At 72.7% G+C, this 23,054-nt stretch carries 23 protein-coding genes; 10 read left to right on the forward strand and 13 right to left on the reverse strand.

Annotation, left to right across the window (positions count from 1 at the left end; genetic code table 11):
- The first annotated feature begins 8 nt into the window (after nt 1-8).
- Nucleotides 9-1,667, forward strand: coding sequence for a protein kinase domain-containing protein (locus ACWC5O_RS10415; protein WP_450581269.1), 1,659 nt, complete (start codon nt 9-11; stop codon nt 1,665-1,667).
- 103 nt (nt 1,668-1,770) lie between these two features.
- On the opposite strand, the gene ACWC5O_RS10420 is transcribed toward ACWC5O_RS10415, so the two are convergent.
- Entirely contained in the window at nt 1,771-2,310 is a 540-nt protein-coding gene (locus tag ACWC5O_RS10420; protein ID WP_450581270.1) for a bacterial proteasome activator family protein, read from the reverse strand.
- A 164-nt stretch (nt 2,311-2,474) separates the two neighbouring features.
- Between ACWC5O_RS10420 and ACWC5O_RS10425 the strand changes: the two genes are divergently transcribed.
- Nucleotides 2,475-3,071 (forward strand): hypothetical protein, encoded by a 597-nt coding sequence (locus ACWC5O_RS10425; RefSeq protein ID WP_450581272.1) that lies wholly within the window; start codon nt 2,475-2,477, stop codon nt 3,069-3,071.
- Nucleotides 3,072-3,084: 13 nt separating this feature from the next.
- Here ACWC5O_RS10425 and ACWC5O_RS10430 read toward each other — a convergent pair whose 3' ends face one another.
- The 6 genes from ACWC5O_RS10430 to pdhA form a co-directional block, all read right to left on the reverse strand.
- Complete coding sequence (locus tag ACWC5O_RS10430; RefSeq protein ID WP_450581274.1) at nt 3,085-4,065, reverse strand: NAD(P)H-quinone oxidoreductase; 981 nt, start codon at nt 4,063-4,065, stop codon at nt 3,085-3,087.
- 289 nt (nt 4,066-4,354) lie between these two features.
- Nucleotides 4,355-5,707 carry a molybdopterin molybdotransferase MoeA gene (locus ACWC5O_RS10435; protein ID WP_450581276.1) on the reverse strand — a complete coding sequence of 451 codons (1,353 nt, stop codon included), beginning with the start codon at nt 5,705-5,707 and terminating at the stop codon, nt 4,355-4,357.
- On the reverse strand, nt 5,704-6,594 hold the full coding sequence (locus ACWC5O_RS10440) for an NTP transferase domain-containing protein (RefSeq protein ID WP_450581278.1): 891 nt from the start codon (nt 6,592-6,594) through the stop codon (nt 5,704-5,706). Before ACWC5O_RS10440 ends, ACWC5O_RS10435 begins: the two co-directional genes overlap by 4 nt.
- 56 nt (nt 6,595-6,650) lie before the next feature.
- A complete protein-coding gene (locus ACWC5O_RS10445) occupies nt 6,651-7,973 on the reverse strand; it encodes a dihydrolipoamide acetyltransferase family protein (RefSeq protein ID WP_450581280.1) in 1,323 nt (440 codons plus the stop codon).
- Nucleotides 7,973-8,977 carry an alpha-ketoacid dehydrogenase subunit beta gene (locus tag ACWC5O_RS10450; RefSeq protein WP_450581281.1) on the reverse strand — a complete coding sequence of 335 codons (1,005 nt, stop codon included), beginning with the start codon at nt 8,975-8,977 and terminating at the stop codon, nt 7,973-7,975. The genes ACWC5O_RS10445 and ACWC5O_RS10450 overlap by 1 nt, the downstream gene beginning before the upstream one ends.
- Nucleotides 8,974-10,119 (reverse strand): pyruvate dehydrogenase (acetyl-transferring) E1 component subunit alpha, encoded by a 1,146-nt coding sequence (pdhA, locus tag ACWC5O_RS10455; RefSeq protein ID WP_450581283.1) that lies wholly within the window; start codon nt 10,117-10,119, stop codon nt 8,974-8,976. The genes ACWC5O_RS10450 and pdhA overlap by 4 nt, the downstream gene beginning before the upstream one ends.
- A 190-nt stretch (nt 10,120-10,309) precedes the next feature.
- On the opposite strand from pdhA, the gene ACWC5O_RS10460 reads away from it, so the two are divergent.
- Complete coding sequence (locus ACWC5O_RS10460) at nt 10,310-10,786, forward strand: Lrp/AsnC family transcriptional regulator (protein WP_450581596.1); 477 nt, start codon at nt 10,310-10,312, stop codon at nt 10,784-10,786.
- A gap of 2 nt (nt 10,787-10,788) precedes the next feature.
- Here the strand turns inward: ACWC5O_RS10460 and ACWC5O_RS10465 are convergent, their stop codons facing one another.
- Both ACWC5O_RS10465 and ACWC5O_RS10470 read right to left on the reverse strand, forming a co-directional pair.
- Nucleotides 10,789-11,376 carry a TetR/AcrR family transcriptional regulator gene (locus ACWC5O_RS10465; RefSeq protein ID WP_450581285.1) on the reverse strand — a complete coding sequence of 196 codons (588 nt, stop codon included), beginning with the start codon at nt 11,374-11,376 and terminating at the stop codon, nt 10,789-10,791.
- Entirely contained in the window at nt 11,373-12,887 is a 1,515-nt protein-coding gene (locus ACWC5O_RS10470) for a 3-hydroxyacyl-CoA dehydrogenase (RefSeq protein WP_450581287.1), read from the reverse strand. The genes ACWC5O_RS10465 and ACWC5O_RS10470 overlap by 4 nt, the downstream gene beginning before the upstream one ends.
- A 160-nt stretch (nt 12,888-13,047) precedes the next feature.
- Here ACWC5O_RS10470 and paaN point away from each other — a divergent pair, with 160 nt between their 5' ends.
- Nucleotides 13,048-14,739: a phenylacetic acid degradation protein PaaN gene (paaN, locus tag ACWC5O_RS10475; protein WP_450581289.1), complete on the forward strand. Its 1,692-nt coding sequence runs from the start codon at nt 13,048-13,050 to the stop codon at nt 14,737-14,739.
- On the opposite strand, the gene ACWC5O_RS10480 is transcribed toward paaN, so the two are convergent.
- Genes ACWC5O_RS10480 through ACWC5O_RS10490 form a run of 3 tightly spaced genes read right to left on the reverse strand, consistent with a single transcriptional unit; the run spans nt 14,736 to nt 17,508 of the window.
- Nucleotides 14,736-15,491 carry a TrmH family RNA methyltransferase gene (locus ACWC5O_RS10480; protein WP_450581291.1) on the reverse strand — a complete coding sequence of 252 codons (756 nt, stop codon included), beginning with the start codon at nt 15,489-15,491 and terminating at the stop codon, nt 14,736-14,738. The two genes, paaN and ACWC5O_RS10480, sit on opposite strands and share 4 nt — an antisense overlap.
- Nucleotides 15,488-16,705, reverse strand: a complete 1,218-nt coding sequence (locus ACWC5O_RS10485; RefSeq protein ID WP_450581293.1) for an HTTM domain-containing protein — start codon at nt 16,703-16,705, stop codon at nt 15,488-15,490. Before ACWC5O_RS10485 ends, ACWC5O_RS10480 begins: the two co-directional genes overlap by 4 nt.
- Nucleotides 16,702-17,508: a DUF5819 family protein gene (locus ACWC5O_RS10490; RefSeq protein ID WP_450581294.1), complete on the reverse strand. Its 807-nt coding sequence runs from the start codon at nt 17,506-17,508 to the stop codon at nt 16,702-16,704. The genes ACWC5O_RS10485 and ACWC5O_RS10490 overlap by 4 nt, the downstream gene beginning before the upstream one ends.
- 309 nt (nt 17,509-17,817) lie before the next feature.
- On the opposite strand from ACWC5O_RS10490, the gene paaA reads away from it, so the two are divergent.
- The 6 genes from paaA to ACWC5O_RS10520 all read left to right on the forward strand — a co-directional run bounded on the left by paaA (nt 17,818) and on the right by ACWC5O_RS10520 (nt 22,671).
- Nucleotides 17,818-18,828: a 1,2-phenylacetyl-CoA epoxidase subunit PaaA gene (paaA, locus tag ACWC5O_RS10495; protein ID WP_450581296.1), complete on the forward strand. Its 1,011-nt coding sequence runs from the start codon at nt 17,818-17,820 to the stop codon at nt 18,826-18,828.
- Nucleotides 18,825-19,112 (forward strand): 1,2-phenylacetyl-CoA epoxidase subunit PaaB, encoded by a 288-nt coding sequence (gene paaB, locus ACWC5O_RS10500; protein WP_094218582.1) that lies wholly within the window; start codon nt 18,825-18,827, stop codon nt 19,110-19,112. Before paaA ends, paaB begins: the two co-directional genes overlap by 4 nt.
- Nucleotides 19,109-19,828 (forward strand): 1,2-phenylacetyl-CoA epoxidase subunit PaaC, encoded by a 720-nt coding sequence (gene paaC / locus ACWC5O_RS10505; protein WP_450581298.1) that lies wholly within the window; start codon nt 19,109-19,111, stop codon nt 19,826-19,828. The genes paaB and paaC overlap by 4 nt, the downstream gene beginning before the upstream one ends.
- The gene (gene paaD, locus ACWC5O_RS10510; protein WP_450581300.1) at nt 19,822-20,349 is read left to right on the forward strand and encodes a 1,2-phenylacetyl-CoA epoxidase subunit PaaD; all 528 of its coding nucleotides are present in this window, start codon (nt 19,822-19,824) and stop codon (nt 20,347-20,349) included. The genes paaC and paaD overlap by 7 nt, the downstream gene beginning before the upstream one ends.
- On the forward strand, nt 20,349-21,413 hold the full coding sequence (locus ACWC5O_RS10515; protein ID WP_450581302.1) for a 2Fe-2S iron-sulfur cluster-binding protein: 1,065 nt from the start codon (nt 20,349-20,351) through the stop codon (nt 21,411-21,413). Before paaD ends, ACWC5O_RS10515 begins: the two co-directional genes overlap by 1 nt.
- Before the next feature lie 124 nt (nt 21,414-21,537).
- Nucleotides 21,538-22,671, forward strand: coding sequence for an acyl-CoA dehydrogenase family protein (locus ACWC5O_RS10520; RefSeq protein WP_450581304.1), 1,134 nt, complete (start codon nt 21,538-21,540; stop codon nt 22,669-22,671).
- Nucleotides 22,672-22,689: 18 nt separating this feature from the next.
- On the opposite strand, the gene ACWC5O_RS10525 is transcribed toward ACWC5O_RS10520, so the two are convergent.
- Entirely contained in the window at nt 22,690-23,019 is a 330-nt protein-coding gene (locus tag ACWC5O_RS10525; RefSeq protein ID WP_450581598.1) for a rhodanese-like domain-containing protein, read from the reverse strand.
- Between the last annotated feature and the right edge of the window lie 35 nt (nt 23,020-23,054).

The following is a 23,054-nucleotide window of genomic DNA, read 5'->3' on the forward strand; positions in this document are numbered from 1 at the left end:
GCGGAGAGATGAGCCAGGACGGCGCACAGGGCCGGTACGCGGGAAGGTCGCTGGCCGGCGGTCGCTACCAGCTGCGTGACTTGCTCGGTGAAGGCGGCATGGCCTCGGTTCACCTGGCGTACGACGCCGTGCTGGACCGCCAGGTCGCGATCAAGACGCTCCACACCGAGCTGGGCCGGGAGCAGGCCTTCCGCGAGCGCTTTCGCCGCGAGGCCCAGGCAGTGGCCAAGCTCACGCACACCAACATCGTCTCGGTCTTCGACACCGGCGAGGACACGCTGTCCACTGGCGGCTCCGCCGCGGGGGACGGCGCGCCGATGCCGTACATCGTCATGGAGTACGTCGAGGGCCGCCCGCTCGGCTCGGTGCTCGACGCGGACATACGGCAGTACGGCGCGATGCCCGCCGACAAGGCCCTGAAGGTCACGGCGGACGTGCTGGCCGCGCTGGAGATCAGCCACGAGATGGGGCTGGTCCACCGCGACATCAAGCCGGGCAACGTGATGATGACCAAGCGCGGCGTCGTCAAGGTCATGGACTTCGGTATCGCCCGCGCCATGCAGTCCGGCGTCACCTCGATGACCCAGACCGGCATGGTCGTCGGCACCCCGCAGTACCTCTCGCCGGAGCAGGCCCTGGGCCGCGGCGTGGACGCCCGCTCCGATCTGTACTCGGTCGGCATCATGCTGTTCCAGCTGGTCACCGGGCGGCTGCCGTTCGACGCGGACTCCCCGCTGGCGATCGCGTACGCGCACGTCCAGGAAGAGCCGGTCGCCGCCTCCTCGATCAACCGTTCCCTTCCGCCCGCGGTGGACGCGCTGATCGCCCGCGCGCTGAAGAAGAACCCGAACGAGCGCTTCCCGACCGCCGAGTCCATGCGCGACGAGTGCCTGCGCGTCGCCGCCTCCCTCCAGGGCGCGGCGCCGAGCATCGTGCCGGGCTCCGGTCCGACGCAGAGCGGCGCGGGCGTCGGCTCCGCGGTGTTCCCGCCGGTCGACCAGGCGACCCCGGCGCCCACCGGCCCGGTCCAGACGCCGTACCAGCCGACTCCGGCTCCGGGGCCGTACGGCACCCCCGCGCCGACCCCGGCCCCCGCGCCGGCGTACGGCTACCCGCAGCAGGCCGGCTACCAGACCCCGCCGGTGGGGTACGGGCAGCAGGCCCCCGCGACCCCGCCGCCGTACAACCTCACGCCCCAGACCGCGGTGCAGTCCTCCGGCGGAGGCGGCGGCAAGAGCAACAAGCCAGTGATCATCGGTTCGATCGTGGTGTCCCTCGTCGCGGTCGTCGGCCTGGTCGTCGCACTGACGCTGAACAACGGCGGCGAGGACGACAAGGGAGGCGGCGGCGCCAGCCCCTCCGCGTCGGCCCATGCGGACGGCTACCGGGGTCCGGACACGTCGAAGACCGTCGAGAAGACCGATTGCACGGAGCCGCAGGAGTCGTACAACGACCCGAAGAAGATCACGCTCCCGGACTTCCGGTTCAAGTACATCAAGTCCGTCAAGGACTGCGCGGCCGCCGCGGGCTGGCGCATCACGACCAAGGATGTCAACGAGAACACGTACGGCGAGGGTGCGGTCATCGACCAGTTCCCCAAGCAGGGCACGGACGTCGACCCCAAGAACGTCGAGATCCAGCTCAACGTGTCGACGGGCAACCCCTAGCGGCCACCGGCCGCACCACGGCCGGCATGGCCGCACCACGGCAGATATGAGGAAGGGCCCGGCGGACTGCCGCCGGGCCCTTCGTGCTGAGGTCAGCCGAGGGTCACAGGTACGGTCCGCCCGAGCGGCCGCCCGTGTGGTGGTCGTCGCCGTCGTGACCCACGCCCGGCGGCAGCGCCCGGCGCATCTGCTCCAGCTGGGCCCGCGCGGCCATCTGCTGGGCGAACAGCGTCGTCTGGATCCCGTGGAACAGGCCCTCCAGCCAGCCGACCAACTGGGCCTGTGCGATACGCAGTTCCGCGTCGCTCGGGGTTCCGTCGTCGGTGAACGGCAGGGAGAGCCGCTCCAGCTCCTCGACCAGCTCCGGCGCCAGCCCGTCCTCCAGCTCCTTGACCGAGCTGCGGTGGATCTCCTTGAGCCGGGCCCGGCTCGCGTCGTCCAGGGGAGCCGCGCGCACCTCCTCCAGGAGCTGCTTGATCATGCTGCCGATCCGCATGACCTTGGCCGGCTGCTCGACCTGCTCCGTCACCGGGATCTCGCGGGAGTCCTCGTCCCCGCCGCCGCCGCCAATCGCCATGCCGTCCTGGCCCACGACCAGGATCTGGGGGTTCTCCGGCGACCGTTCGTTCCTCGGCATCTCCATGCCGCCATTCTCTCGCACGCCTACACCTCATCACCGTGGTGCCCCCTCATGGGGCTGATCCACCGTTTAGACCTGTCGGCCCAATCCGGAATGCCTGGCCTGATCCGAAATGTGAGGCTGGTTTTCGTCGATGTTCGACGACTGGGCTTTGGGAGGTCACCGACGTGACTCCATGGCTGCGACTGACGCTCCGCCTTCTGCGGCTGGTGCTCGTCCTCGCGGCAACCGTGCCGGTGTACGGCACGGCCACCGCGTACGGCGCCGAGACCGCCCCACCGGGCTCCCCCGCGCCCTCGGCGTCCCCGTCCCCCACCCTGCGGGCCCCGGCCTCGCCGGCCGCGCGGTTCTCCTCCGGCTCCGCCTCCCCCTCCGCTCTCGCCGAGCCGTCGCGGGCCGGGAGCCGTGCCGGTGAGGGCCGGATGCGACCGGGCCGGCCGGACGGGCCGGCCGCCGAGGAGGAGGGCGACGACGACACCGGCACGGTCACCGGGGCCCCCGACACCGATCCGGAGGACGGCTACCCGGAGGAGGCGGAGACCGCGGTCACCCCGGACCAGGCAGCGGCGGTCTCCGAGACGCCCGCGGAGGCCGGACTGAACCCCGCCCGGCCCCCGCAGCAGCCCGTGGACCAGAACGCCGTCCGCCAGGGCCAGGCCCCCACCGAACCGACCCTGCAGATCCTGCCGCTGGGCAGCGGCCTGGTCCTCATCGGCCTGGGTCTGGGCCTGGCGTTCGTGGGCCTGCGGGTACGCCGCGGCTGATCCGGCCGGGCTGCTACGGCGTCACCAGCAGCACCTTGCCGATGTGGCCGCTCGCCTCCACCACGCGGTGTGCCTCGGCCGCCTCCGGCATCGGCAGCTCGCGGTCGACGACCGGGCGGACCTGGCCTGCGGCGAGCAGGGGCCACACATGCTCGCGCACGGCGGCCACGACGGCGGCCTTCTCGCTCAGCGGCCGGGCCCGCAGCGAGGTCGCGCTGATGGCGGCCCGCTTGTTCAGCAGGGCGGCGATGTTCAGCTCACCCTTGATCCCGCCCTGCATGCCGATGATCGCGAGCCGCCCGTTGACGGCGAGGGCCTGGACATTGCGGTCCAGGTACTTCGCGCCCATGTTGTCGAGGATGACATCGGCGCCCGCGCCGTCCGTGGCCTGCCCGATCTCGGCGACGAAGTCCTGCTCGCGGTAGTTGACCAGCACGTCCGCGCCCAGCTCGGCGCAGCGCTCCAGCTTCTCCTTCGTCCCGGCGGTCACCGCGACCTTGGCGCCGACGGCCTTGGCCAGCTGGATCGCCATCGTGCCGATACCGCTGGAGCCGCCGTGCACCAGCAGGGTCTCGCCGGGGCGCAGATGGGAGATCATGAAGACGTTGGACCAGACCGTGCAGACCACCTCAGGAAGCGCGGCCGCCTGCTTCAGGTCGACGCCGCGGGGCACGGGCAGCAGCTGCCCGGCCGGAACGACGACCTTCTCGGCGTAGCCGCCACCCGAGAGCAGCGCGCACACCTCGTCGCCGACGGCCCAGCCGGAGACCCCGGGGCCGAGCGCGGCGATCCTGCCGGAGCACTCCAGGCCGGGGTACGGGGACGCGCCGGGCGGCGGGTTGTAGAAGCCCTGCCGCTGCAGGATGTCGGCACGGTTGACGGCGCTGGCCACCACCTCGACCAGTACCTCGCCCGCACCGGGCACCGGATCGGGCACCTCGTCCCACACCAGCGCCTCGGGCCCACCAGGTTCGGGAATCGTGATCGCATGCATGAGCGCGACGCTACTGCTTCCTTTTCGTCGTGGGGATCACGGCTCGATCAAGCCGCAACGCTTGCTTGTCGAAGGGAGCGAAGGACGGCAATCACCCGCGTAGCCCGTGCCGACGTGAACCCCTCTTGCGTTCGAGCAGCGGGCAAGCGCCATGCCCCCCAGCTCCCCTAGTCGCGCGCGATCAACCAGCGCACGTGCACGGGGCGTAGACGGTCAGCGCGGTGGCGACCGGCACCGCGAGGGCCATGAGCAGCCGTTTGGCGGGCGATGGCGTCATGGCCCGGAAGTTTCACGTGAAACACACCCCGATTCCGGCCGCCGCCCACGGCAGGTCCAGCAGCTCCGTCTCCTCGCCCTGCCGGGCCCCGCCCGGCGGTACGACGGCCAGCGCGTCGGCGGCGGCGATTCCGCGCAGCATGGCCGGGCCGTTGTAGTGCAGCGGTACGGCGCGGTCGCCGCGCAGCACCACGGGGACCAGCCGGGTGTCGTGCGGATGTCCCTGCACCGCCTCGCTGAGCGGCAGCGTGTACGACTCGGGGGCGGGACGGGCCGCGAGGGTGCGCAGCAGGGGCTCGGCGAGCGTGAGCAGGCCGGAGACGGCCGCGAGGGGGTTGCCGGGCAGGCCGACCAGGCGCTGGTTCTCCTTGGTGCGGGCCAGCAGCATGGGGTGGCCGGGGCGCACCTTGACGCCGTCGACGAGGAGTTCGGCGCCGATGCGTTCCAGGGTGGGGTGGACATGGTCGACGGGTCCCGCCGCGGTGCCGCCGGTGGTGACGATCAGGTCGGCGCCGGAGGCGGTGAGCGCCTTGTGCAGGGCCTTGGCGTCATCGCCCAGTCGGCGTACGGCGGTCACCTCGGCGCCCATCGCGCGCAGCCAGGGCGGCAGCATGGGGCCGAGGGCGTCCCGGATCAGCCCGTCGTGCGGGAGTCCTTCGGTGAGCAACTCGTCGCCGAGGACGAGGACTTCGACACGGGGGCGGGGGACGGCGGTGACGGTGTCGTACCCGGCGGCCGCCGCGAGGCCCAGCACGGCCGGGGTGACGAGGGTGCCGACGGGGAGCAGCTGGTCGCCGCTGCGGCACTCCTGGCCGCGCGGGCGGATGTCCTGGCCGTGGCTGACCTCGCGGGTGGCGTGGAGGCGGCCCTGGGCGTCGGTGCGGCCGTGTTCGGTGCGCAGGACGGCGGTGGTGTCGGCCGGGATGCGGGCGCCGGTCGCGATGCGGACCGCCTCGCCGTCGGTCAGCGGCTCGGGCTGGGCGTGTCCGGCGAGCACGCCCTCGTCCCGGATTTCCCAGGGGCCGGGTCCGGCGACCGCCCAGCCGTCCATCGCCGAGGTGTCGAACGAGGGCAGGTCGGTGAGCGCGTCGAGGGGGGCGGCGAGGACGAGGCCGAGGGCGTCGGCGAGGGAGACGGAGACGGGGGTGCGGCGGCCGCCCGAGCGGGCGGCGCGGGCGGCGATCTCACGGGCGCGGGGCCAGGGGGTGGCCTTGTGCCGCTCGTGCCGGTGCCGGCCCCCGGCGGAAGAGGGCACGGGTCCGGCGCTGTCGTCCTTGGATTCCCTCACGAGGGCCAGGGCCTCCTCGACGTCGAGGTCGTCGCTGTCCTCGGCGGGCGCTTCGGCCCGGATGCCGGGGGCGGTCATCCGGCGTCCGGGGCGGACGCGCCCCCGTTGTTCTCTTCCTCCCAGCGCAGCGCCAGTGCGGTGGCCTTGCGGGCGGCCTCGGTGACGGCTTCGGGGCCACCCCCGCCCCGGGCTGCGGCATAGCCGACGAAGAAGGTGGTCAGGGGCGCGGCGGGCCGGGCCACGCCGTGGGCGGCGTCACGGGCCAGGTCGAGCAGGACGCCGGTGTCGACGTCCAGGTCGATGCCCAGCTCATCCTTGACTGCGGAGATCCATTCATCCAACACGTGCCCATGCTCCCTGATGTGTGCCCTGGCGTTGGCTATGTCGTCCCAGGTGTCGCAGTCGAAGGACGCGAGCGGGTCCGGGACGCGGGTGAGGTCGAGGGCGCCTGTCAGCCGGCGCAGGGGCAGGCCGGTCAGGCCGTCGTGCCCGGCCGCGAGGGCGGCCAGTTCGCGGCGCAGGGCGGCGGTGCGGTAGGCGGCCACGAGCGGCTGGTCGCGGCCGTCGGCGTCGGTGAGCAGCGCGCCGTCGGAGCCCGCGTCCCGCAGGGCGGTCAACAGCCGCTCCAGCGTGGCCGCTTCGAGGAAGGGCAGGTCGGCGGAGAGGACGACGGCGTGCTCAGCCGTGCTGAGCCGCAGACCGGCCTCCAGTGCGGCGACCGGTCCGGCGCCGGGCGGTTCCTCGCGTGCCCAGCGCACTGGGCGGGCGGTGGGCCGGGGGTCGGCGACGACAACGGTCATGGCCGCGCCGGCGCAGGCCGCGAGCACCCGGTCGAGCAGGGCGCGCCCGCCGACCCGCAGTCCGGGCTTGTCGGCCCCGCCGAGCCGCCGGGCGGCGCCGCCGGCCAGCACGACGGCGTCGTAGGGCGGGGCGGTCCCGGGGGCGGCGGGAGCGTTGTCGGTCACCCCCCGAGTATGTCCTGCCTCCTTGTCCTTCAGGGTCCTTCAGGCCTTCGCGTACGTCACAGGGTGCGCAGGAGCACCGCCGGGTGTTCCACGCAGTCCGCCACGTACCGCAGGAAGCCGCCCGCCGTGCCACCGTCGCACACCCGGTGGTCGAAGGTGAGCGAGAGCTGGACGACCTGGCGCACGGCCAGCTCGCCCTCGTGCACCCAGGGCTTGGGGACGATGCGGCCGACGCCGAGCATGGCGGCCTCGGGGTGGTTGATGATCGGAGTGGAGCCGTCGACGCCGAAGACCCCGTAGTTGTTCAACGTGAAGGTCCCGCCGGTGAGTTCCCCGGGGGTCAGCGTCCCGGCCCGGGCGGACTCGGTGAGCCGGGCGAACTCCGCGGTCAGTGACTCGGCGTCGCGCGCGTGGGCGTCCCGGACGACCGGTACGACCAGCCCGCGCGGGGTCTGCGCCGCGAACCCGAGGTGCACGTGGTCGAGCTGGACGACCTCGCGGGCGTCGGTGTCGACGTACGAGTTCAGCTCGGGGAAGCGGGCCAGGGCGGCGGTGCAGATGCGGGCGAGCAGCGCCAGGAGGGAGATCTTCGTGTCTCCGGCCGCGTTCATCGCCGCTCGCGCCCGCATGAGTTCCGTCGCGTCGGCGTCGACCCAGCAGGTGGCGTCGGGGATCTCCCGGCGGCTGCGGGACAGCTTGTCGGCGACGGCACCGCGGACGCCCTTGAGGGGGATGCGGATGCCGTTGCGGACGGGTGACATGGAGGCGGCCGGTTCCGCCGCCGCGGCGGCGGAGACGGGTGCCGGGGCGGCCTTGGCCCGCAGGGCGCCCTCGACGTCGGCCCGCAGGATCAGCCCGTCGGGGCCGGAACCGGACAGCTGCCGCAGGTCGATGTCGTTGTCCCGGGCGAGCCGGCGCACCAGCGGGGAGATCACGGGGACGGGGCCCTCGGCGAGCACGGGCGCCGCCGCGGGAACGGGGGCGAGCCGTGCCGGAGCGGTCTCCTTCGCCGTCCCGTTGGCGAGGGACGCCGACCGCACCCTCCGGCGCCGCGCCGGCGCCTCGGAGGTGCCGTAGCCGACCAGGACGTTGCCCGATCCCTCGGTGTCCCCGCCCGTGACCTGGGAAGCCTCGGGGCCCACCGCCACCGTCAGCAGGGGGGCGCCGACGGGCAGTTCCGTGCCCTCCGCGCCGAAGCGGGCGGTGACCACGCCGCCATAGGGGCAGGGGACCTCGACCATCGCCTTGGCCGTCTCGACCTCCACGACCGGCTGGTCGACGGCGACGACGTCACCGACCTGCACCAGCCAGCGGACGATCTCCGCCTCGGTGAGGCCCTCGCCGAGGTCGGGGAGCTTGAACTCCAGCACCTGTGCCATCAGCCCTCGGCCTCCCACTGCAGGCGCGCCACGGCGTCCAGGATGCGGTCGACGCCGGGCAGGTGGTGCCGCTCCAGCATCGGCGGCGGGTAGGGGATGTCGAAGCCGGCCACGCGCAGCACCGGCGCCTCCAGGTGGTGGAAGCAGCGCTCGGTGATGCGGGCCGCGATCTCGCCGCCCGGGCCACCGAACCCGGTCGACTCGTGCACGACTATCGCGCGCCCGGTGCGCCGTACCGCGGCGCAGACCGTCTCGTCGTCGAACGGCACCAGGGAGCGCAGGTCGACCACTTCCAGGTCCCAGCCCTCGGCCTGGGCGGCCTCGGCGGCCTCCAGGCAGACCGGCACGGACGGACCGTAGGTGATGAGCGTGGCGCTGTTGCCCGGGCGGCGCACCACCGCGCGCCCGATGGGCTCGACGTCTGTGGGGTGCTCGGGGTTCCAGGAGTCCTTCGACCAGTACAGCCGCTTGGGCTCCAGGAAGACGACCGGGTCGTCGGAGGCGATGGCCTGGCGCAGCAGCCCGTAGGCGTCGGCGACGGTCGCGGGCGTGACGACGTGCAGGCCCGGGGTGGCCATGTAGTAGGCCTCGGAGGAGTCGCTGTGGTGCTCGACGCCGCCGATGCCACCGCCGTAGGGGACGCGGACGGTGATCGGCAGGGGCATCCTGCCGCGGGTGCGGTTGCGCATGCGGGAGACGTGGCTGATCAGCTGCTCGAACGCCGGGTAGGCGAAGGCGTCGAACTGCATTTCCACGACCGGGCGCAGCCCGTACATGGCCATGCCGACGGCGGTGCCGAGAATGCCCGCCTCGGCGAGCGGGGTGTCGGTGCAGCGGTCCTCGCCGAACTCCTTGGCGAGCCCGTCGGTGACCCGGAAGACACCGCCGAGGGTGCCGACGTCCTCGCCCATGACGTGCACGGTGGGGTCGGCGGCCATCGCGTCGCGCATCGCGCGCGTGAGGGCCTGCGCCATGGTGGCGGGCTTGACGGCGACGGTGGTCATCGGTGGTCGCCTTCCTGGTCGTCCTGTTCCGCCTCCAGCTCGGCGCGCAGCAGGGCGCGCTGCTCGCGCAGTTGCGCGGTGGTCTCGGCGTAGACGTGGTCGAAGAGGTCCATGGGGTTGAGTTCGGGGTCCTGGTTCATGCGTTCGCGCAGGTCCGCGGCCATCTCCTCGGCGTCCTGCCGGGCGGCCTCGCGGCCGGCGTCGTCGAGCAGGCCGCGCGCGGTCAGCTCGTGGTCCAGCAGCTGGATCGGGTCGTGCGCGCGCCAGGCCTCGACCTCGGCGTCGCCGCGGTAGCGGGTGGCGTCGTCGGCGTTGGTGTGGGCCTCGATGCGGTACGTCACCGCCTCGACCAGCGTCGGACCGCCGCCCGCGCGGGCGTGCCGTACGGCGTCGCTGAGGACCTCGTGCACGGCGGCCGCGTCGTTGCCGTCGACCAGCCGGCCCGGCATGCCGTAGCCGACGGCCTTGTGGGCCAGGGAGGGCGCGGCGGTCTGCTTGGCGAGCGGGACGGAGATGGCGAAGCCGTTGTTCTGCACCAGGAAGACCACCGGAGCCTGCCAGACGGCGGCGAAGTTCAGGGCCTCGTGGAAGTCGCCCTCGCTGGTGCCGCCGTCGCCGACCATGGCGAGCGCGACCACGTCGTCGCCCTTGAGGCGGGCGGCGTGGGCGAGGCCGACGGCGTGCGGGAGCTGGGTGGCCAGCGGGGTGCTGAGGGGCGCTACACGGTGCGCGTAGGGGTCGTAGCCGGTGTGCCAGTCACCGCGCAGGAGGGTGAGGGCCTCCACGGGGTCCACGCCGCGGGCGACGGCGGCGAGGGTGTCTCGGTAGCTGGGGAAGAGCCAGTCGCGCTCCTCGAGGGCCAGGGCGGCTGCGACCTCGCAGGCCTCCTGACCGGTGCTGGAGGGGTAGACGGCGAGGCGGCCCTGCTTGGTGAGCGCGGTGGCCTGGGTGTTGTACCGGCGGCCGCGCACCAGCTGTGCGTACAGCCGGCGCAGCAGGTCCGGGTCGGCCTTCGCGGCCGCCTCGGTGCCGAGGACGCGGTAGGGCTCGGCGTCGGGCAGCAGCGGCGCGGGGTCCATACGGGGCTGCCAGGCGGGTGGCGGCGAAGGCCGGTACGCGCCTCGCTGCTCCATGACCGTCATGACGGCACCTCCTCGTGGGAGCGGCTACGGGAGGCGTGTCGGCTGTGACCCGCCTCACCTACCGATTGTTCGGTCGTTGGCACATTTTGGCTACAGGCCCCGTCAGGCTGTGGACAAACGGTTCTCCACAACCTGCAATGAACGCAGGACGTCCACGGCGATGAAGCGGGGGGACATGGCAGCTGAACAAATGGCCGACGGACCGCAGGACGGCGTGCTGCCGCCGCGTCCGCTGGACGCGATAGACCAGGACATCCTGAAGATCCTGCAGTCGGACGGCCGCGCCTCGATACGGTCCGTCGCCGAGCGTGTACACGTCTCCCGCGCCAACGCCTACGCGCGCATCAACCGTCTCGTCGAGGACGGCGTGATCAGGGGGTTCAGTGCCCGCGTCGACCACGAGCGGGCAGGGCACGGCACGTCGGCGTACGTCACGCTGAAGATCGTCCAGAACACGTGGCGCACGGTTCGTGAGCACCTCAGGCAGCTGCCCGGCGCCTCCCACATCGCTCTGGTGGGCGGTGACTTCGACGTCCTGCTCCTGGTGCACACGCCCGACAACAGGGCGCTGCGCGAGCTGGTGCTCACCCGGCTCCAGGCGATCCCCGAGGTGCTCAGCACCCGCACCCTGCTGGTGTTCGAGGAGGAGGACCTGGAGCCGACCTGAGTTCAGTTCTGCCGCAGGCCCGCGAAGGCCAGCAGGACCACCGCGTCGGCCACCTCGCGGCCGCTGGCGCCGCGGGTGTCGGGCCGGTACCACTCCACGACGGAGTTGACCATTCCGAAGACCAGCCGGGTGGCCAGCCGCACCTCCACGTCGCCGCGTACGTCACCGTCGGCGGCCGCGGCCTTCAGCAGCTCGGCGACCCGGTGGTCGAAGTCGCGGCGCCGCTCGAGGGCCCAGCGCTCGGTCTCGGTGTTGCCGCGCACGCGCAGCAGCAGCGTGACGTAGGGCAGCTCGGATATGAGCACCTCGACCGTGCGCCGCACGACGTGCTCCAGGCGCTCCACGGGGCGCCCCACGCGCGCGTGCTCCTCCTCGAGGATCCCGAACAGGCCGTCCAGCGCCCGGCTGACGGCCCGGCGCAGCAGTTCCTCCTTGCCGCTGACGTGGTGGTAGATGGACGACTTGGAGATGCCGGCCGCCTTGGACAGGTGCTCCATGGAGGTGCCGTCGTAGCCGCGCTCGTTGAAGACCTGGACGGCGACGGAGAGCAGCGTCTCGGGGGTGTACGTGTCGCGCTTGGCGGTCGTCATGAGGTGCCCTCCCGCTTGTCGGTGGCGTACGCGTGCCGGTAGAGCGCGAGGGACGGCGCGTACCGGCCGGAGGGGTCGCGCAGGTGCAGGTCGTCCAGCAGGTCGTAGGCCCAGCCGCGGCCGAGCCTGCGGCTCCATTCGAATGGGCCCAGCGGGTAGTTGACGCCGAGGCGCATCGCGGTGTCGATGTCCTCCTCGGTGGCCACGCCCTTGGCGACGGCGTCGTGCGCGAGGTCCACGATCCGGGCGACGGTGCGGGCGACGATCATGCCGGGGATGTCTCCGATGACGCTCACCTCCTTGCCGAGCGCCTGGAAGAGGCCGATCGCCTCGGCGAGGGTCTGCGGCGCGGTGTCCTGGGAGGCGGACAGGGCGATGCGGGTGGCCTTGCGGTAGTCGAGGGCGAGGTCGAAGTAGACGACGTCGCGGAACTCCACGGAGGTCTGGCCGTCGGCGAGGACCAGCTGGCCGCCACTCGGCAGCACCAGGCGGGTGCCGTTGTCCTCGTCCTCCTCGCGGACCTCGATGCCCGCCTCACGGACCAGCGTGAGCAGTTCGGCCGCCGGGCCCAGGCCGCCCTCGGCGACGACGTACGCGGGCGGCCGCTCCTTCTCGGCCGTGTGCGGCTCGGGGCGCTCGGCGCCCTCGGCGTAGTCGTACCAGCCGTGCCCGCTCTTGCGGCCCAGCCGCCCGGACTCGACCAGCCGTCGCTGGGCCAGCGAGGGCGTGAACCGGACGTCCTGGAAGAAGGACTGCCACACCGAGTGGGTGACGGACTCGTTGACGTCCTGCCCGATCAGGTCGGTCAGCTCGAACGCGCCCATCCGGAAACCGCCCGACTCGCGCAGGACGGCGTCGATGGTGACCGGATCGGCGGCCTGGGCCTCGTAGACGGCGAAGGCCTCGGCGTAGAACGGCCGGGCGATCCGGTTGACGATGAAGCCCGGGGTGTCGGCGCAGGCCACCGGCGTCTTGCCCCAGGCGCGTGCCGTCTCGTACGCGCGCGTGGCCGACGTGACGTCGGTGGCGAACCCGGAGACGACCTCGACCAGCGGCAGCAGCGGGGCCGGGTTGAAGAAGTGCAGGCCCACGAAGCGGCCGGGGTTGGCGAGGGCGCCGCCGATGGCCGTCACCGACAGGGACGAGGTGTTGGTGGCGAGCAGGCAGTCGTCGGCGACGATCTCCTCCAGCTGGCCGAAGAGCTGCTGCTTGATGTCCAGCCGCTCCAGGACGGCCTCGACGACCAGCGCGCAGTCGGACAGCTCGGCGAGGCTGTCCGCGGGCGTGAGCCGGGCGCGGGCCGCGTCCCGGTCGGCGGTGGTGAGCCGGTCCTTCGCCACGAGCCGGTCGAGCCGGGCGCCGATCGCTTCGGCCGCCTCCCGGGCCCGCCCGGGCACGGCGTCGTAGAGCCGCACCGGGTGGCCGGCGACCAGAGCGACCTGGGCGATGCCCTGGCCCATGGTGCCGGTGCCGACGACGGCCACGGGGCTGCTGAGGTCGAGTGCTGTCATGTGCGCGATCCTCCCGCACGACGTTGTCCACAGATGCGGCAGGCCCCCTTGTCCCGACCGATCGTTCGGTTACTCTAGCTCTGACCGCCTTTTCCCGCCTCTGTTTCCACCCAGGTCATGAACTCGACGAAGAGTTCTCCAGACGAGGAGTTGGTCCCACATGGCCGCCGAACTGACCGCGCACGAGTTGATCGCGAAGCACCGGCCCACTCTCGACCAGGCCCTGGAAGCGATCCGCACGCGCGCGTTCTGGTCCCCGCACCCCGAGCACCCGAAGGCGTACGGCGAACACGGCAGCCTGGACGCGGCGGCGGGCAAGGCCGCCTTCGACGCCCTCCTCGGCACCCGCATCGACCTCGGTCAGCCCGGCACCGACGACTGGGTCGGCGGCGAGGTCTCGCCGTACGGCATCGAGCTGGGCGTGACCTACCCGCACGCGGACGTCGACGTGCTCCTGCCCGCGATGAAGGCCGGACAGCGCGCCTGGCGGGACGCGGGCGCGGAGACCCGTGCGGTGGTCTGCCTGGAGATCCTGAAGCGGATCAGCGACCGGACGCACGAGTTCGCGCACGCGGTCATGCACACCAGCGGACAGGCCTTCATGATGGCGTTCCAGGCGGGCGGCCCGCACGCCCAGGACCGCGGTCTCGAAGCGGTGGCGTACGCGTACGTGGAGCAGGTCCGCACGCCCGAGACGGCCGAGTGGACCAAGCCGCAGGGCAAGCGCGACCCGCTGGCGCTGACCAAGCAGTTCACGCCGGTCCCGCGTGGCATCGGCCTGGTCATCGGCTGCAACACCTTCCCGACCTGGAACGGCTACCCGGGCCTGTTCGCCTCTCTGGCGACCGGTAACGCGGTCCTGGTCAAGCCCCACCCGCGCGCGGTGCTGCCGCTCGCGCTGACCGTGCAGGTCGCCCGGCAGGTCCTCACCGAGGCGGGCTTCGACCCGAACCTGGTCGCGCTCACCGCCGAGCGCCCCGGCGAGGGCATCGCCAAGACGCTCGCCACCCGCCCCGAGATCCGGATCATCGACTACACCGGCTCGACGTCCTTCGGTGACTGGCTGGAGGCCAACGCCCGCCAGGCGCAGGTCTACACGGAGAAGGCCGGCGTCAACACGGTCGTCGTGGAGTCGACCGACAACTACAAGGGCATGCTGTCCAACCTGGCCTTCTCGCTGTCCCTGTACAGCGGCCAGATGTGCACCACCCCGCAGAACCTGCTCGTCCCGCGCGACGGCATCCGCACCGACGAGGGCCCCAAGACCTTCGACGAGGTGACCGCCGACCTCGCCCGCGCGGTCGACGGCCTGCTCGGCGACGACGCCCGCGCCAACGCCCTGCTGGGAGCGATCGTCAACCCGGACGTCAAGGCCCGCCTGGAGGCGGCGGCCGGCCTCGGTGAGGTCGCCCTGGCCTCGCGCGAGATCAGCAACCCGGAGTTCCCGGGCGCGGTCGTCCGCACCCCGGTGATCGTCAAGCTGGACGGCGCCAAGCCGGACGACGAGGCCGCCTACATGAGCGAGTGCTTCGGCCCCGTCTCCTTCGCCGTCGCGGTCGACTCGGCGACCGACGCGGTCGAGCTGCTGCGCCGCACGGTCCGCGACAAGGGCGCCATGACGGTCGGCGCCTACACCATCGACCAGGACGTCGCGCGGGCCATCGAGGAGGTCTGCCTGGAGGAGGCCGCCCAGCTGTCCTTCAACCTGATCGGCGGGGTGTACGTGAACCAGACGGCCGCCTTCTCCGACTTCCACGGCTCGGGCGGCAACCCGGCGGCGAACGCGGCCCTCACCGACGGCGCGTTCGTGGCCAACCGCTTCCGGGTGGTGGAGGTCCGCCGGGAGGCCTAGGAAGCCGTGGGTGCGCCCCCGGTCGCACTCCAGTGGTACAGCGTCATGGCCACGCTCGTGGCCAGGTTGTAGCTGGAGACCTGGGGGCGCATCGGCAGTGCCAGCAGATGGTCGGCACGCGCGCGCAGCTCGGCCGACAGGCCACTGCGCTCCGACCCGAACGCCAGCACGGCGTCGTCCGGCAGCTTGGTGCCCCGGATGTCGTCGCCCTCCGGGTCGAGGGCGAACAGCGGCCCGGCGGGCAGCTCCTCGACCTCGAGCCGTTCCACGGCGGTCGCGAAGTGCAGGCCCGCTCCGCCGCGCACCACGGTGGGGTGCCAGGGGTCGAGGGTGCCCGTGGTGACCACTCCGGTCGCCCCGAAACCGGCGGCCAGCCGGATCACGGCCCCGGCGTTGCCGAGGTTGCGCGGGTTGTCGAGGACCACGATCGGCGCGGTACGGGGCGTGCGGGCGAGCACCCGCAGATTGGCCTCGCGGGACGGCCGTACGGCCAGGGCGGCCACGCCCGTCGGATGGGGGCGCGGCACGAGCGAGGCGTACGTCTCCTGCGGCACCTCAATCAGGAGCGCGTCCAGCGTGTCCCGGACGTCCCCGGCCAGTTCCCCGGCGAGAGCGAGCGCCGCCGGCCGGTCGGTGGTGACCGCGACCGGCACCTCCGCGCCGAAGCGCAGTGCGTGCTTGAGGGCGTGGAAGCCGTCGAGCAGCACGGCGCCGCCGGCGCGCTCGCGCCACCGGGTCACGGGGTCGGTCATGCCGTGAACCCTACGCGTCCCGGGGTGCTCTCCTCCGGGGTGCGCTGCGGCGGCACCGTACGGTCCCCGTCGCCGCGCCGCACCGGACGTCCGCACGCGCGTGCCGCCCAGCCGCCGAGCAGCAGCAGGAAGGACGTCGGCAGGAAGACCGCGTCCGCGGTGATCATGGCCAGCGAGAAGAACGGCAGGCCGAGGACGACCGCGATCACGGCGTGCTCGGTCATCATCAGCACCAGCAGGACGTTCTTGACCCGCCGGTTGAACAGCGTGAACGGGAAGGCGACCTGCACCATGACCGTCCCGTAGGCCACGATCATCATGATCGTGCCGCTGGCGGACATCAGGTCGGCCAGGCCCGGCCAGGGCGAGAAGTAGTCCAGGTGGAGCGGGTAGTAGACGGCGGTGCCGTCCTGCCAGCGCGAGCCCTGGATCTTGTACCAGCCGGCGGTGGCGTAGATCAGGCAGGCCTCCGCCATGATCACCACCAGGGCGCCGTTGTGCAGGATGTTGGCGATCACGTCCAGCAGGATCCGCGGCTCCTGCGACTTCACCCAGCGCCGCACCGCCCACCACAGGCCGAGCCCCACCCACGCCGTCCACAGCAGCGCGGGCACCAGCCAGCCGCTGCCGAACCGGCCGGCCAGCGTCACAGCGCCGAGGGCGAGCCCGAGGACCGCCCACAGCACCGGTCCCACCCGGTCGGGGCGGACCTGCTCGCCTCGGGCGCGTGCCGCCTCGCCGCGGGCCGCCCGGCGCGCGTCCAGCGACCAGACCTGGCCGCAGCGCGTGAACACCAGGTAGATGGACATCAGGTGCAGGACGTTGTCGCCACCGTCACCGACGAAGACGCTGCGGTTCTGCAGCGACAGCACACCGACCATGAACAGCACGGAGGCGGTCCGGGTGCGCCAGCCCAGCAGCAGGGCCGCGCCGGCGAGGATCGCCAGCAGGTAGACGGTCTCGAACCAGGCCTGTCCGTCGGACCACATCAGGGCCGTGAAGGCGTGGTTGTCGGAGATCAGCTGCTGGGCGAGGTCCCAGCCCCAGGGGCCGTCGGGACCGTACAGCTCCTGACGGTGCGGGAACTCGCGCAGCAGGAACAGCAGCCAGGTCGTGGCGAAGCCGATGCGGATGACGGCGCTCTGGTACGGGCCGAGCGCCGACTCGGTGACGCGGGCGATGCCGCGCGAGAGCGTCAGGGACAGACGGTTCACCGCACACCTCCGCCGGCCTCGTCGGCGGGCACCGTCCACCACGGCAGCAGCCGGTAGACGGGCTTGTCGGAGATCTTCTCGCGGCTCCACTTCGGCGGCTGCACATTGGTGGTGCTGGAGCGGACCTGCACGCGCTGGATGACGCCCTCCCTGCTGATCGGGTCGTTCCGGTACATGCGCATCACCACGATCCGGCGCACGTACTGCTCGGAGAGCGCGCCGCGCATGCCCACGGGCCGGTTGTCGGTGCCGTGCGTGGCGACGAAGAAGTCCCAGCCGCGGCGCAGCTCGTTCTGCTCGGTGTGGCTGGGAACCAGGCTGCCGTCGATGGCGGCACCGTCCTGGGCGGAGAGGTCGGTCCAGCCGGTGGTGCGCAGGCCGCCGTTCTTCATCCGCACCTCGGCGCGCACCTGGACGGCGATGTTCTGCTGCAGCGGGTTCGGGGCGAACAGCTTCCAGTTCTGCTCGAACTCCGGGTACACCCACTCCTCTATCGCCTTGCCGTGCTGCTTGGTCACCGTGTTCGCCGGCGCGAGGCTCAGGAACACCATGCCCAGATGCACACAGGCGGCGACGGCCACCACCGCGAGCGCCACCGCGGCGCCGACCTGGTAGCGGGGGGAGAGGGCGGCGACGCCGGTGCGGGGTGCCGGGGGCGGGGAGCTGGGAGCCGGGGAGGCGTCGGGGTCTCCCAAGGCCTCCCGGGCGGGATCCCCGCGGTCTTCGGCGCCCGGCGGGCGACGCGCCCCGGTCGACCCGTCGGGCCCCCGCAGGGCCTGCGAGTCCTCGTCGTACGCGTCCATTCCGCCCCGTCCCCCGCTTCCACTCGGTCGTCCCGGCACCGCCACAGGCGCCGCGTTCTTCCCGAGCGCCGCTCCTCGGCACTCGCACGGAACGGTACTCAGCACCGGGCGTTCGGCGCAGCCCCGGGTACGGCCCGGGTCAGTGGCCCTCGCCACGCCGTGCCGCCCGCACACGGTTATCCACAGGCGGCGGGCAAGGTTTTCCACAGCGGTTGACACCCGCAGCGGCCCGGCACACCATTGATTGCGCACGGACCGAACGATCGGTCGGGACCGTGTTCAAGGAGAGCCCGACGTCAGGGGGACCGCATGGCCACAGCAGCCGCGCACCGCACGGCCCGCACAGACGCGGACGGCGCACGGACCACCGTCGGCGACACGGCGGAGTTCGAGCGCGCCTTCGACGCGGCCGTGGCCGCCGACGAACGCATCGAGCCCCGCGACTGGATGCCCGACGCCTACCGCGCGACCCTGGTCCGGCAGATCGCCCAGCACGCGCACTCCGAGATCATCGGCATGCAGCCGGAGGCCAACTGGATCACCCGCGCGCCCAGCCTGCGCCGCAAGGCGATCCTGATGGCCAAGGTCCAGGACGAGGCCGGGCACGGCCTGTACCTGTACAGCGCGGCCGAGACCCTCGGCACCAGCCGCGACGAGCTGCTCGACAAGCTGCACAGCGGCCGCCAGAAGTACTCCTCGATCTTCAACTACCCCACCCTGACCTGGGCCGACGTCGGCGCGATCGGCTGGCTGGTGGACGGCGCCGCGATCACCAACCAGGTCCCCCTGTGCCGCTGCTCCTACGGCCCGTACGCGCGCGCCATGGTGCGGATCTGCAAGGAGGAGTCCTTCCACCAGCGCCAGGGATACGAGCTGCTGCTGGCCCTCAGCAAGGGCACCGAGGAGCAGCACGCGATGGCGCAGGACGCGGTGAACCGCTGGTGGTGGCCCTCGCTGATGATGTTCGGCCCGCCCGACGACGAATCGCAGCACTCCGCGCAGTCCATGGAGTGGAAGATCAAGCGCCACTCGAACGACGAGCTGCGCCAGCGCTTCGTCGACATCTGCGTCCCGCAGGCCGAATCCCTGGGCCTGACCCTCCCCGACCCGGACCTGCGGTGGAACGAGGAGCGAGGGCAGCACGACTTCGGCGCGATCGACTGGACGGAGTTCTGGGAGGTCCTCAAGGGCAACGGCCCCTGCAACGAGCAGCGGATCACCCAGCGCAGAAACGCCCACGCCGAGGGCGCATGGGTACGGGAAGCCGCCGCGGCCTACGCGGCCAAGCACACTGGTGAGACGGGAGCGAAGCAGGCATGACCAACACCGACTGGCCCCTGTGGGAGGTTTTCGTGCGCTCCCGGCGCGGCCTCTCCCACACCCACGCCGGCAGCCTGCACGCACCGGACGCGGAGCTGGCCCTGCGCAACGCCCGCGACCTGTACACCCGGCGCGGCGAGGGCGTCTCGATCTGGGTCGTCCCGGCCGCCGCGATCACCGCGTCCTCGCCCGACGAGAAGGACCCGTTCTTCGAGCCGGCCGCCGACAAGCCCTACCGGCACCCGACCTTCTACGAGATCCCGGAAGGGGTGAAGCACCTGTGACCGCGACCGTCCCCGCGACCGCCGCCCTCGCCCTCGGCGACGACGCCCTGGTGCTCTCCCACCGCCTGGGGGAGTGGGCCGGGCACGCCCCCGTCCTGGAGGAGGAGGTCGCCCTCGCCAACATCGCCCTCGACCTGCTCGGCCAGGCTCGGGTGCTGCTGTCGATGGCAGGCGACGAGGACGAGCTGGCCTACCTGCGCGAGGAGCGTTCCTTCCGCAACCTCCAGCTCGTCGAGCAGCCCAACGGCGACTTCGCGCACACCATCGCCCGCCAGCTGTACTTCTCCACCTACCAGCAGTTGCTCTACACCGAACTGGCCGCGGCCGACGGCCCCTTCGCACCGTTGGCCGCGAAGGCCGTCAAGGAGGTCGCCTACCACCGCGACCACGCCGAGCTGTGGACGCTGCGGCTCGGCGACGGCACCGAGACGAGCCGGGAGCGGATGCAGGGGGCCTGCGAGGCGCTGTGGCGGTTCACCGGGGAGATGTTCCAGCCGGTGGAAGGCCTGGACGCCGACTGGGCGGGCATGGAGGCCCAGTGGCTGCGGTCCGTGACGGACATCCTCGGCCGGGCCACCCTGACCGTCCCCGAGGGGCCGCGCACCGGCGCGTGGTCGGCGGGCGCCGGCCGGCAGGGCCTGCACACCGAGCCGTTCGGGCGGATGCTCGCCGAGATGCAGCACCTGCACCGCAGCCACCCGGGGGCGTCATGGTGATCGCCACCGCCCTGGAGACGGAACTGCTGGAGCTGGCCGGCTCGGTGCCCGACCCCGAACTGCCCGTGCTCACGCTCCAGGAACTGGGCGTCGTGCGCGCGGTGCACATCAGCGGCCCGGACGCGGTCGAGGTCGACCTGACCCCGACCTACACCGGCTGCCCCGCCATCGAGGCCATGAGCGCGGACATCGAGCGGGTGCTGCACGCCCACGGCGTGCGCGAGGTCACCGTCCGCACGGTGCTCACCCCCGCCTGGTCGACCGACGACATCACCCCCGAAGGCCGCCGCAAGCTCCAGGAGTTCGGCATCGCTCCCCCGCGCGTGCGCCACGACTCCGGACCGGTGACGCTGACCCTGGGCGCGACCCGCACCCTCGCCGAGGACACCGACCCGGTGCGCTGCCCGCACTGCGGATCCGCGGACACCGAGCTGCTGAGCCGGTTCTCCTCCACCGCCTGCAAGGCGCTGCGCCGCTGCCTGTCCTGCCGTGAACCGTTCGACCACTTCAAGGAGTTGTGATGGCACGCTTCCACCCGCTCCCGGTGGCCGCGGTCGACCGGCTCACCGACGACTCCGTCGCGCTCACCCTCGCCGTCCCGCCCGAGCTGCGCGGGGAGTACCGGCACGCGCCCGGCCAGCACCTCGCTCTGCGGCGGCGCGAGGACGGCGTCGAGATACGGCGGACGTACTCGATCTGCTCCCCGGCCCCCGACCCCGTCGGCGAGGGCCCGGACACCCTGCGGGTGGGGGTGCGGCTGGTCGAGGGCGGCGCGTTCTCCACGTACGCGCTGAAGGAGGTGAACGTCGGCGACGAGCTGGAGGTGATGACCCCGGCCGGACGCTTCACCCTCGAACCGGCACCGGGCCTGTACGCGGCGATCGTCGGCGGCAGCGGCATCACCCCCGTGCTGTCGATCGTCTCCACGCTGCTGGCGCGTGAGCCCGAGGCTCGGTTCTGCCTGATACGCAGCGACCGTACGGCCGCGTCGACGATGTTCCTGGAGGAGGCCGCCGATCTGAAGGACCGCTACCCGGAGCGGCTGCAGCTGGTGACCGTGCTCTCCCGCGAGGAGCAGCAGGCGGGCCTGCCCTCCGGCCGGCTCGACCGCGAGCGGCTCACGGGGCTGCTGCCGGCGCTGCTGCCGGTTGACCAGGTGGCGGGATGGTTCCTGTGCGGGCCGTTCGGGCTGGTCGAGGGCGCGGAGAAGGCACTGCGCGAGCTGGGCGTGGACCGGGCCCGCGTCCACCAGGAGATCTTTCACGTGGACGCGGGGGCGACCCCGGCGGCCGGCGTGCCGGTACCGGCGCACAGCACCGTCACCGCCCGGCTCGACGGGCGCGGCGGCACCTGGCCGGTCCAGGACGGCGAGTCCCTGCTGGAGACGGTGCTGCGCAACCGCCCCGACGCGCCCTACGCCTGCAAGGGCGGAGTGTGCGGAACGTGCCGGGCTTTCCTGGTCTCGGGCGAGGTACGCATGGACCGCAACTTCGCGCTGGAGGCTGAGGAGACGGACGCCGGATATGTGCTGGCCTGCCAGTCGCATCCGCTCACGGAGAAGGTGGAGCTGGACTTCGACCGCTGAGGCGCGCCTCGGCGGCGGCTCCCGCCCCGTTCCCTTCTTCTAGAACCTGTTCTATCTTGACGACCCGTCAGACGAACGTGTCGGGCGAACCGTCAGATGACCGGACCCGCCGGGAGGACAGGCCGTGGACTTCACCTTCAGCGAGGAGCAGTTGGCGGCGGCCGAGGCGGCGCGAGGGGTGTTCGCCGGGGTGGCGCCGGACGCGGTGCCCAGTCCGGCGCTCACCGCCGGTGCCGTGGCCGAGGGCTTCGACCGGGCGCTGTGGTCCCGGCTGGCCGGCGCGGACCTGACCGGCCTGCTGCTGGACGAGCGGTACGGCGGGGCAGGGCTCGACGCCATCGCGCTGTGCCTGGTGCTGCGCGAGTCCGCCGGGGTGCTCGCCAGGGTGCCCCTGCTGGAGCACAGCGCGGCGGCCGCGGTCGTACAGGCCTACGGTGCCGAGGAGTTGGGGGAGCGGCTGCTGGCCCGGGCGGGGCGCGGAGAGCTGGTGCTGACCGTCGCCGCGCACGGCCGTACCGGACACGACCCGGCGGGGCTCGCCGTCACCGCGCGGCGGGACGGGCCGGCCTGGGTGCTGGACGGGGTACAGACGGCGGTGCCGTGGGCGTACGACGCGGACCTCGTGCTCGTGCCGGCGCACACCGACGCCGACCGGACAGTGCTCGCGGTGGTGCCGCGCGAGCAGGACGGGCTGGTGCTCGCGGAGCAGGTCTCCACCAGCGGGGAGCGGCTGGCCGAGCTGCGGCTGCGGTCCGTGCGGATCGGGGCGGGTGATGTGATCGAGGCCGACGGTGCCTGGGAGTGGCTGCACGCGCTGCTGGCCACCGGCACCTGTGCGCTGGCCCTGGGGCTGGGTGAGCGCGTGCTGAGGATGACCGGTGAGTACACCGGAAAGCGGGAGCAGTTCGGCCATCCGATCGCGACGTTCCAGGCGGTCGCCGTCCAGGCCGCCGACCGGTACATCGATCTGCGCGCCATGGAGGCCACCCTGTGGCAGGCGGCCTGGCGGATCGCCTCGGGCGCACCGGGGGCGCTGCCCGCCGCCGGAGACGTCGCCGTGGCGAAGATCTGGGCGGCGGAGGGCGTGCGCCGCGTGGTGCAGACGGCGCAGCACCTGCACGGCGGGTTCGGCGCGGACACCGACTACCCGCTGCACCGGTACCACGCCTGGGCCAAGCAGCTGGAGCTGGCGCTGGGCCCGGCGGCGGCGTACGAGGAGACGCTCGGGGACCTGCTGGCGGCCCACCCGCTCGGCTGACCGCGCCCGGCGGGAGGGTCAGACGACCACGCCGGGTGCCCCGGCGTCGGTGACCACCGGCCGGCCCGTGGCCTCCCAGACCTGCATGCCGCCGGCCACGTTCACGGCGTCGATGCCCTGCCGGCCCAGGTACATCGCGACCTGGGCGGAGCGGCCGCCGGAGCGGCAGATCACGTGGACGCGGCCGTCCTGCGGGGCGGCCTCGGTCAGCTCGCCGTACCGGGCGACGAACTCGCTCATGGGGATGTGCAGCGCCCCCGCGGCGTGGCCCGCCTCCCACTCCTCGTCCTCGCGGACGTCCAGCAGGAAGTCGTCGTCCTTGAGGTCCGTGACCTCGACCGTGGGCACAACAGCTCCGAAACTCATGTCCCCGACGCTACCCG

Source organism: Streptomyces sp. NPDC001450 (assembly GCF_053597295.1).